Below are 6751 nucleotides of genomic sequence, written 5' to 3'. Positions count from 1 at the left end.
TGAGGGAAAGCTGAAGGACATGAGCCGGGTGACCATGAGCATACGGCCCCTACTCCCCAATTCCCGCTCCGGCCCCATCTCGTACAGCCCGCTGGTCTCGGCCCCGCTGCAAGTGACCGTGGGAAAGAGTGGCGTATGGAGTGTCTCGTTCCAGCTGGCCTCCGAGCTGGCGGAGCGCTGCTCAGTGGATCTCCTGATACCCAAGGGGTCAAGAGAGTATTTCTCCTACGCGGTAGAGCTCAAGGAGTACATCACCGACGCTTCTTCCCGCTAGATTTGGCGGGGATGGGAAAGCGCTTCTTGAGCCGGTCCCAGACATTAAAAACAATTGGGCAGGTGGCGCAGCTCGCGATCATCATGAGCGTCCGGGAGCGGAAGTTGTGGTCGCGGAGATAGGGAAAGTCGCGGCAGGCTTGCGGGCGATCTTCATACACGGTGCAGGCGTTGCCCTCGCCCAGAAACGAGCAGGGCGTCGAGAGAAAATGCTTGACGCCATCCTCGGCCACCCCGACATACTGTGCCGAAAACGCCTTCGTGGTCATATAAAGCCGTTTGGAAAGCCGCGCGATGTCTTTATCGTCCACCACGATTTGCAGCGTCTTGCAGCAGTTGCCGCACGTGAGGCAGTCAATCTTACTCCAAACCTCTGTTGTCAGCTCCTGAACCACGCCGTCGAGTTGCTCGTTGGAGAGCGGGAGCCGCTGCTTTAAGTAATCGCGAAAGCGGTAGTCGGCTTCTTCGTTGTTTTTCGCGTAGCGGCGGATGCGGGGCAGCTCGCGGATCAGGCCATCGTCGGTGTTGGTGGGCTTATCCAAAGATCCGGCCATCGCGTCCTCCATTGGCCCCTAAATAGGGCTTGCCGGGTTGCCAGTCGGTAAACGGATCGGGTGGGAGAAACCCTGTCAGTGGCAGCATGACTTGTGCTTTGTACTCACCGGAGAGATACGCCGCCTCGCAGAGTTCCAGTGCGGAGAGCGAAGCATTGGCGAGGGTGTAGTCCAGCAGTGCGCCCTCCATCTGATCCGCCAGCGTCTCTAAGTGCCGTCGGTGGCCGGTGACGGAGAACTCTGCCGGGAGCACTTTCTCGCTGTTGAGCAGGAAGCCGTTCTCCCAGCCCCAGAACTCGATCACGCCCTGCTCCCCTATCAGCCGAAAGACAAAGCTCTTGCCGGGCACATTCACAGGCGTCTCATCACCCGTGTGCAGGATTACCCGCAGGCCGCTGGCGTGGACAATGCTTGTCACTGCCGCCGTCTCCACTTGTAGGCCATCTCGGTAAGTGCGTGTTGAGGCATCTATCGCCGCGTGAACCGTGAGGGGCAAGTCGCTCGGAGTCAGCATGCGGCAGAAGTGCAGCCAGTGGATTCCGGCGTTGAGAATATCCCACCCCCTGCACTGAATCTCGACCAGCACCAGCCGCCCGATCTCGTCCTCTTGCACGCGTCGGATAATTTCCAGCGGCGTGGCCTTCGCCAGCAGCCCGTGCGGCACCGCCACCGGGATTTGCTTTGCAGCAATCGCCTCCAGAATCCGCCGCCCTGACTCAAATGTATGCCCCAGCGGCTTCTCGACCAGAATGCCTTTAACGCCTGACTCCAGCGCCGCGAGCGCCACTTCTTCATGGCTGGGCGGGTACGTGCTCACACAGACCACTTCGGTGGGGCACTGCGCCAGCATTTCTTCATGGCTGGGGAAAATCACAATCCCCGGGTAGCTCGCCGCAAGCGCCTCACGAACCTCTGCGCGAAGATCGCAGGCCGCCTTCAAGACAAAGCGCTCCGAAGCTTCCAGAGCATTCAGCGAGAGCTTGCCCCCCGCGCCACCACCCACGACTGAGGCTGTATATTGTCTGCTCACGCCTGCGGCTCCCAGAGTCTGATTCCTCGCACCATGAGGCCCTGCTGGTTTTGTTTTTTTACCTCGGCGGCGTGTTTCTCGGCTTCCTCGCGGGCGGCGGCTGTGGCGGCACTGATCGTGACGTAGTCGTCGGGGCGGCGGTAGCGGTGGATAAAGACGGGGCGTGGCTTTTCGGAGTGGTTCTCTTTGGAGCCATGAATGCAGCGGTAGTGGAAGAAGATCGCATCCCCCGCCTTGCCACAGATCGGCAGCGAGCGCTCCCACGGCCACTCGTCGGGATCGAGCCCCAAGTGCGAGAAAGTATCAATGTGCGTTAATTGCCCGAGCTTATGCGAGCCCGGCACCACGTGCAGCGCCCCGTTCACCAAGTCCGTATCCACCACGTAGTTAAGGCTCGCCATGGGACCGTCGTAGCGGTGCTCAAAGTAGGCGCTATCTTGATGAAGGTTCTTCGGGTGCCCGCCGACAGGCTCTTTGTAGAGGCATTGACCATCTAAGAAGAGCTCGATATTGGGGCCTAGCACGGCTTCTACCAAGTCAATGGCGTTTTTGTCGAGCGCGGACTGGAGAAATGCGCCGCTCGTGGTGTAGCGCAGGGCCAGCACCATGATCTGCTTATCGCGGTCGTAGTTGCCCGGTGCCTTGATCCAGAGTGTGCCATCGGGTGTGCTCCAGCCAATGCCAGGAACTTCTTTGGCCTGCTCGTAGAGCGAGCGTGCCGTGTCTGCCACAAGCTCAACTTCATGGGCAATGGCCGCGATATAGGGCTTCATCAGCCCACGCACCACGAGGCAGCCGTGCTCCTGGTAGATCGCCGCCGCTTTCGCACTATCTAGCGACTCGGCGAAGACTTCAATGTCCGAAATATTGATGTTCATAAAGTTACCACTCCGGCGCTTTGTACTCGGCACGAAGCTGCATGTAGAGTGCTTTCATCTCGGCGAGCGTTTTTGCATAGCCGGGATCACTGTGCACGGAGCGCATCTCGCTCGGGTCACGCTTGAGGTCAAAGAGATTCCACTCTTTTGTGCTGGGAAAGTACATCAGCTTATGGCGGTCCGTGCGGACACCATCGTGGGGGGCGACATTGTGGGTTTTCTCGCCGCTGTAGCGGTAATAGATCGCCTTGCGGAAGTTTTTTGGCGTCTTGCCAGTCTTGAGAATCGGGACGATACTCTGGCCTTGCAAGTCTGTCGGCGCAGGGATTCCCGCCAGCTCTAAGAAAGTCGCGGCGTAGTCAATGTTCTGGATCAGCGCCTCGGGCTTTGAGCCGGGTTTTATGACACCAGGCCAGCGGATCAGAAACGGCATCTTCACCGACTCCTCGAACATCCAGCGCTTATCGAACCAGCCGTGCTCCCCGAGATAGAATCCCTGGTCCGAGGCATAGATCACGACGGTGTTTTTCGCCAGCCCGCTCTTGTCCAGATAGTCTAGAAGCTCCCCGACACTCTCGTCCACGCCGCGCACACAACGGAGATAGTCTTTGAGATACCGCTGGTACTTCCAGCGCAGCTTATCGCGCTCGCTCATTGTGGGAAATTTTTCCAGCAGCGCCTTGTTCTCCGCCGCATACGCCGCCTTCCACGCCGCCGCCTGATCAGGTGTCATGCGATTGAGCTCGCCCACTTTGTCATTTTCTTGCCCCAGGGGGTTGGGCAGAACTTTTAGATCCGATGTCCAGGTCATGTCGGCGTTGATCTGCATCTTCTGGGTCTTGAGTGTGGTTGCTCGATTCTCGTAGGAATCAAAAAGACTTTTAGGCTCCGGGAAGACTGTGTCCTTGAAGACATGAAAGTGCTCGGGGGCAATCATCCAGTTTCGGTGCGGCGCTTTATGCTGGCACATCAGTACAAAGGGCTTAGATTTATCGCGGTTTTTGTCCAGCCAGTCCAGCGCGAGCTTGGTGGTTCGTTCCGTGACATGGCCGGGATAGCGCTTGCGCCCGCCGCCTTGCTGCAAGAAATCCGGGTTGTAGTAGTTGCCCTGGCCAGGGACGATCTCCCAGTAGTCAAAGCCCGTTGGGTCTGTGACTAAGTGCCATTTACCAATAATTGCTGTCTGATATCCGGCCTTCTGAAAGGCTTTGGGAAACGTCCACTGCGTGCCGTCGAACTGGGAGTTGTCGTTGTCTACAAAGCCATTGATATGCGAGTGCTTGCCCGTTAGAATGCAGGCACGCGACGGCCCGCAGATCGAGTTGGCGCAAAAAGAGTTAGGGAAGATTGCGCCTTCGCGGGCAAGACGGTCAATATGGGGGGTGGGAGCGAGCCGCGCCAGTGGGCCGCCGTAGGCCGAGATCGCATTGAGCGCGTGGTCATCGGAGAAGATAAAAAGAATGTTAGGTTGCTGCATCATGCCCTAGGATTCGCGGCGAGTGGAGTGGGTTCCTGCTCTTCCTAATGACCGTGAATCGGCATCCGCATAGAAAAAGTATGGCATCGTGCTTGACGTAATGTCAAGCGACGCAGTACAATATTTTGAGCGTAGAACTTTCAAGTATCGGTTGTACCCGACAGCATCACAAGAGATAAGCCTGGATGCTTGCCTCCGCGAATGCCGTTGGCTGTACAACTACCTGCTTGGAATGCGGAAGACCGCTTACGAGACAAACGGCGAAACTCTCACGATGTACGATCAGCAAGCAACGTACAAAGAACTTAAAGAAATACACCCCTCGCTTCGCACCGTTAATGCCCAAGTCCTTCAGAACGTCGCAGTCCGCCTTGACCTAGGCATGAAAGCTTTCTTTCGACGTATTAGGGTGCAAGCTTGAGGGATCAACGGCTAGGGGCGCTGCGTACCGCAACGCTCTCGCTTTCCAAGATAGGACAGGTCAAGATTAAACTTCACCGTCCGCTCGAAGGAACACCAAAGCCTTGTGCCATTAAGCGCGATTCCTGCGGCAAGTGGTGGGGGACCTTCTCTTGTGAGATTGAAACACCAGAGCTTTTGCCAGAAACGGGTGAAGCAGTGAGCCAAGTTCATGCTAAAATCGTCAACCGTTTTGAGTTCATAGCCGTTGAAGATATTCAGCAGTTCTTTGATATGTTGGCGTACAAGGCAGAATGTGCCGGGCGACAATTGATCAAGGTGAATCCTGCGTACACGAGTCAAGACTGTCACCAATGCAAGCACAGGCAGAAGATGCCTCGCTCAACATTCTTAAAATCGCTTTGGGACAACAAAGCGTTGAGGCTTGACCTCAGAGAAGCCCCCTGCTTTAGCGGGGGGAGTTGTCACGTTTTTTCGAGGACACAAACACATGGCAAAACAGGTTCGTATCGGTTTGGTGGGATATCAGTTCATGGGCAAAGCACACAGCAATGCCTACCGTCAGCTCCACCGCTTCTTCCCGGAGCTGGGCGTGGAGCCCGTTCTGAAGGCGCTCTGTGGGCGCAGTGAAGAGAAAGTAAAGGCGGCGGCGGAGAAGTTTGGCTTCGAGAGCTACGAGACGGACTATCGTAAGCTGGTGGAGCGGGATGATATTGATATTATTGATATCGTCACCCCAGGCGATACGCATGTCGAGATCGCGATTGCCGCTGCCAAGGCGGGCAAGATGGTCTTCTGCGAGAAGCCGCTGGCCAGCTCTGTGGAGAAAGTGGAGCAGATGTGCGCTGCCGTGAACGCCGCCGGAGTGCGCAACGCCACTTGCTTCAACTACCGTGGGGTTCCCGCGATCAAGCTGGCAAAACAAATGATCCAGGACGGTGTTCTAGGCAAGATCTACCACTGGCGGAGTGTGTATTTGCAGGACTGGATCCTCGACCCCAACTTCCCAATTGTCTGGCGCTTACAGGGCGATATTGCGGGTTCCGGCTCCCACGGCGATCTGGTGGCGCACTCGATTGATCTAGCGCACTATTTAGTGGGCGATATCACCGAGGTGAGCGGGATGATGGATACGTTCATCAAGCAGCGCCCGATTCTCGCGGAGTCCGATGACCGGCTGGGCGGAAAGGCTAGTGATCAGATGGGCGATGTGACCGTGGACGACAGCTCGATCTTTCTGGCGCGTTTTGCGGGCGGCGCGGTGGGCACTTTTGAGGCGACTCGTCTGGCTGCTGGGCGCAAGAACCACAACAAGTTTGAGATCAATGGCTCTAAAGGCTCGATTGTCTTCAACATGGAGCGGATGAACGAGCTGGAGTACTACAACCACGACGATCCCACGGAACTTAAAGGCTTCCGCACCATCCAGACCACCGATGGCAGCCACCCCTACACGGGCAACTACTGGCCCGTCGGTCATATCATCGGCTACGAGCACACGTTTATCAACTTGATTCACGACATGCTGCAAGCCTGGACCACGGGCGCGGAGTTCCACCCGGACTTCAACGACGGTCTTAAGTGTCAGAGAGTGCTCGACGCGGTGAAGGCTTCGTCGGATGATCGTTCCTGGAAGAGTATCTAACTTTTTTTCGCTCCCATGAACGGGAGCGTCTTATTGTCCTCGTGCCTCGGACACAAAGGGCGTGCCGCCCATCCCGAATCAACTCTGTATGGCCCAGAGGGCCTTTGTGTCGCGAAGCGACAATAAGACGCCCCGGTTCATCGGGGCGAAATAGAAATATTTTTTTAGAACCGAAACCAAAGCCCTTGCGTATTCGTCAGTGTAAGCAGGGGCATTTTCTCTGTGGAGTGTAAAAGCAATGGCTCGGTGTAAAGCATGCGGGACGGAAGCGCCCGCGATGGCACGATTTTGCAATATCTGCGGCGCGGCGGTAGCGGCGGCAACGCCGTCACCGGCGAGTGCAGCCACGCCAGGTTCTGCGGCCCGGCCCCAGCCGATACTCTACACGCAGCCAGTGGCACAGCAGCCTCAGCAAGCTAGTGGGATGAACAAGGCCGGGCTGGCCGCGCTGATCTCCGGGATCGTCTTGGTGGG

The 6751-nt window shown here is 57.0% G+C and carries 9 protein-coding genes; 5 read left to right on the top strand and 4 right to left on the bottom strand.

Annotation, left to right across the window (positions count from 1 at the left end; translation table 11 throughout):
• Nucleotides 1–274 (top strand): hypothetical protein (locus ACH2EH_RS01360; protein ID WP_395138068.1); only part of this gene is annotated, 274 nt, incomplete at its 5' end.
• Here the strand turns inward: ACH2EH_RS01360 and ACH2EH_RS01355 are convergent.
• Genes ACH2EH_RS01355 through ACH2EH_RS01340 form a run of 4 tightly spaced genes read right to left on the bottom strand, consistent with a single transcriptional unit; the run spans nt 252 to nt 4215 of the window.
• A complete protein-coding gene (locus ACH2EH_RS01355) occupies nt 252–827 on the bottom strand; it encodes a YkgJ family cysteine cluster protein (RefSeq protein WP_395138066.1) in 576 nt (191 codons plus the stop codon). The two genes, ACH2EH_RS01360 and ACH2EH_RS01355, sit on opposite strands and share 23 nt — an antisense overlap.
• On the bottom strand, nt 808–1857 hold the full coding sequence (locus tag ACH2EH_RS01350; RefSeq protein WP_395138064.1) for a Gfo/Idh/MocA family protein: 1050 nt from the start codon (nt 1855–1857) through the stop codon (nt 808–810). The genes ACH2EH_RS01355 and ACH2EH_RS01350 overlap by 20 nt, the downstream gene beginning before the upstream one ends.
• The gene (locus ACH2EH_RS01345; protein WP_395138061.1) at nt 1854–2735 is read right to left on the bottom strand and encodes a phytanoyl-CoA dioxygenase family protein; all 882 of its coding nucleotides are present in this window, start codon (nt 2733–2735) and stop codon (nt 1854–1856) included. The genes ACH2EH_RS01350 and ACH2EH_RS01345 overlap by 4 nt, the downstream gene beginning before the upstream one ends.
• Before the next feature lie 4 nt (nt 2736–2739).
• The gene (locus ACH2EH_RS01340; RefSeq protein ID WP_395138059.1) at nt 2740–4215 is read right to left on the bottom strand and encodes a sulfatase; all 1476 of its coding nucleotides are present in this window, start codon (nt 4213–4215) and stop codon (nt 2740–2742) included.
• 97 nt (nt 4216–4312) lie between these two features.
• On the opposite strand from ACH2EH_RS01340, the gene ACH2EH_RS01335 reads away from it, so the two are divergent.
• From ACH2EH_RS01335 to ACH2EH_RS01320, 4 genes are all read left to right on the top strand, one after another.
• Nucleotides 4313–4633: a helix-turn-helix domain-containing protein gene (locus ACH2EH_RS01335; protein WP_395138073.1), complete on the top strand. Its 321-nt coding sequence runs from the start codon at nt 4313–4315 to the stop codon at nt 4631–4633.
• Between the two features lie 272 nt (nt 4634–4905).
• Nucleotides 4906–5262, top strand: a complete 357-nt coding sequence (locus ACH2EH_RS01330; protein ID WP_395138071.1) for a zinc ribbon domain-containing protein — start codon at nt 4906–4908, stop codon at nt 5260–5262.
• On the top strand, nt 5147–6277 hold the full coding sequence (locus ACH2EH_RS01325; protein WP_395138070.1) for a Gfo/Idh/MocA family protein: 1131 nt from the start codon (nt 5147–5149) through the stop codon (nt 6275–6277). The genes ACH2EH_RS01330 and ACH2EH_RS01325 overlap by 116 nt, the downstream gene beginning before the upstream one ends.
• A 277-nt stretch (nt 6278–6554) precedes the next feature.
• The coding region (locus tag ACH2EH_RS01320; RefSeq protein WP_395138057.1) for a hypothetical protein at nt 6555–6751 on the top strand (197 nt) is incomplete at its 3' end.

Source organism: Armatimonas sp., assembly GCF_043760365.1.
Classification (GTDB): Bacteria; Armatimonadota; Armatimonadia; order Armatimonadales; family Armatimonadaceae; genus Armatimonas.
Note: the sequence above shows the minus strand (reverse complement) of the source record. Positions and strands in the feature narration are given on the sequence as shown.

Coding starts and splice junctions, on each gene's coding strand:
- ACH2EH_RS01330 (WP_395138071.1), top strand. CDS start 4,906: ATGTTGGCGTACAAGGCAGAATGTGCCGGGCGACAATTGATCAAGGTG.
- ACH2EH_RS01355 (WP_395138066.1), bottom strand. CDS start 827: ATGGCCGGATCTTTGGATAAGCCCACCAACACCGACGATGGCCTGATC.
- ACH2EH_RS01340 (WP_395138059.1), bottom strand. CDS start 4,215: ATGATGCAGCAACCTAACATTCTTTTTATCTTCTCCGATGACCACGCG.
- ACH2EH_RS01345 (WP_395138061.1), bottom strand. CDS start 2,735: ATGAACATCAATATTTCGGACATTGAAGTCTTCGCCGAGTCGCTAGAT.
- ACH2EH_RS01335 (WP_395138073.1), top strand. CDS start 4,313: ATGTCAAGCGACGCAGTACAATATTTTGAGCGTAGAACTTTCAAGTAT.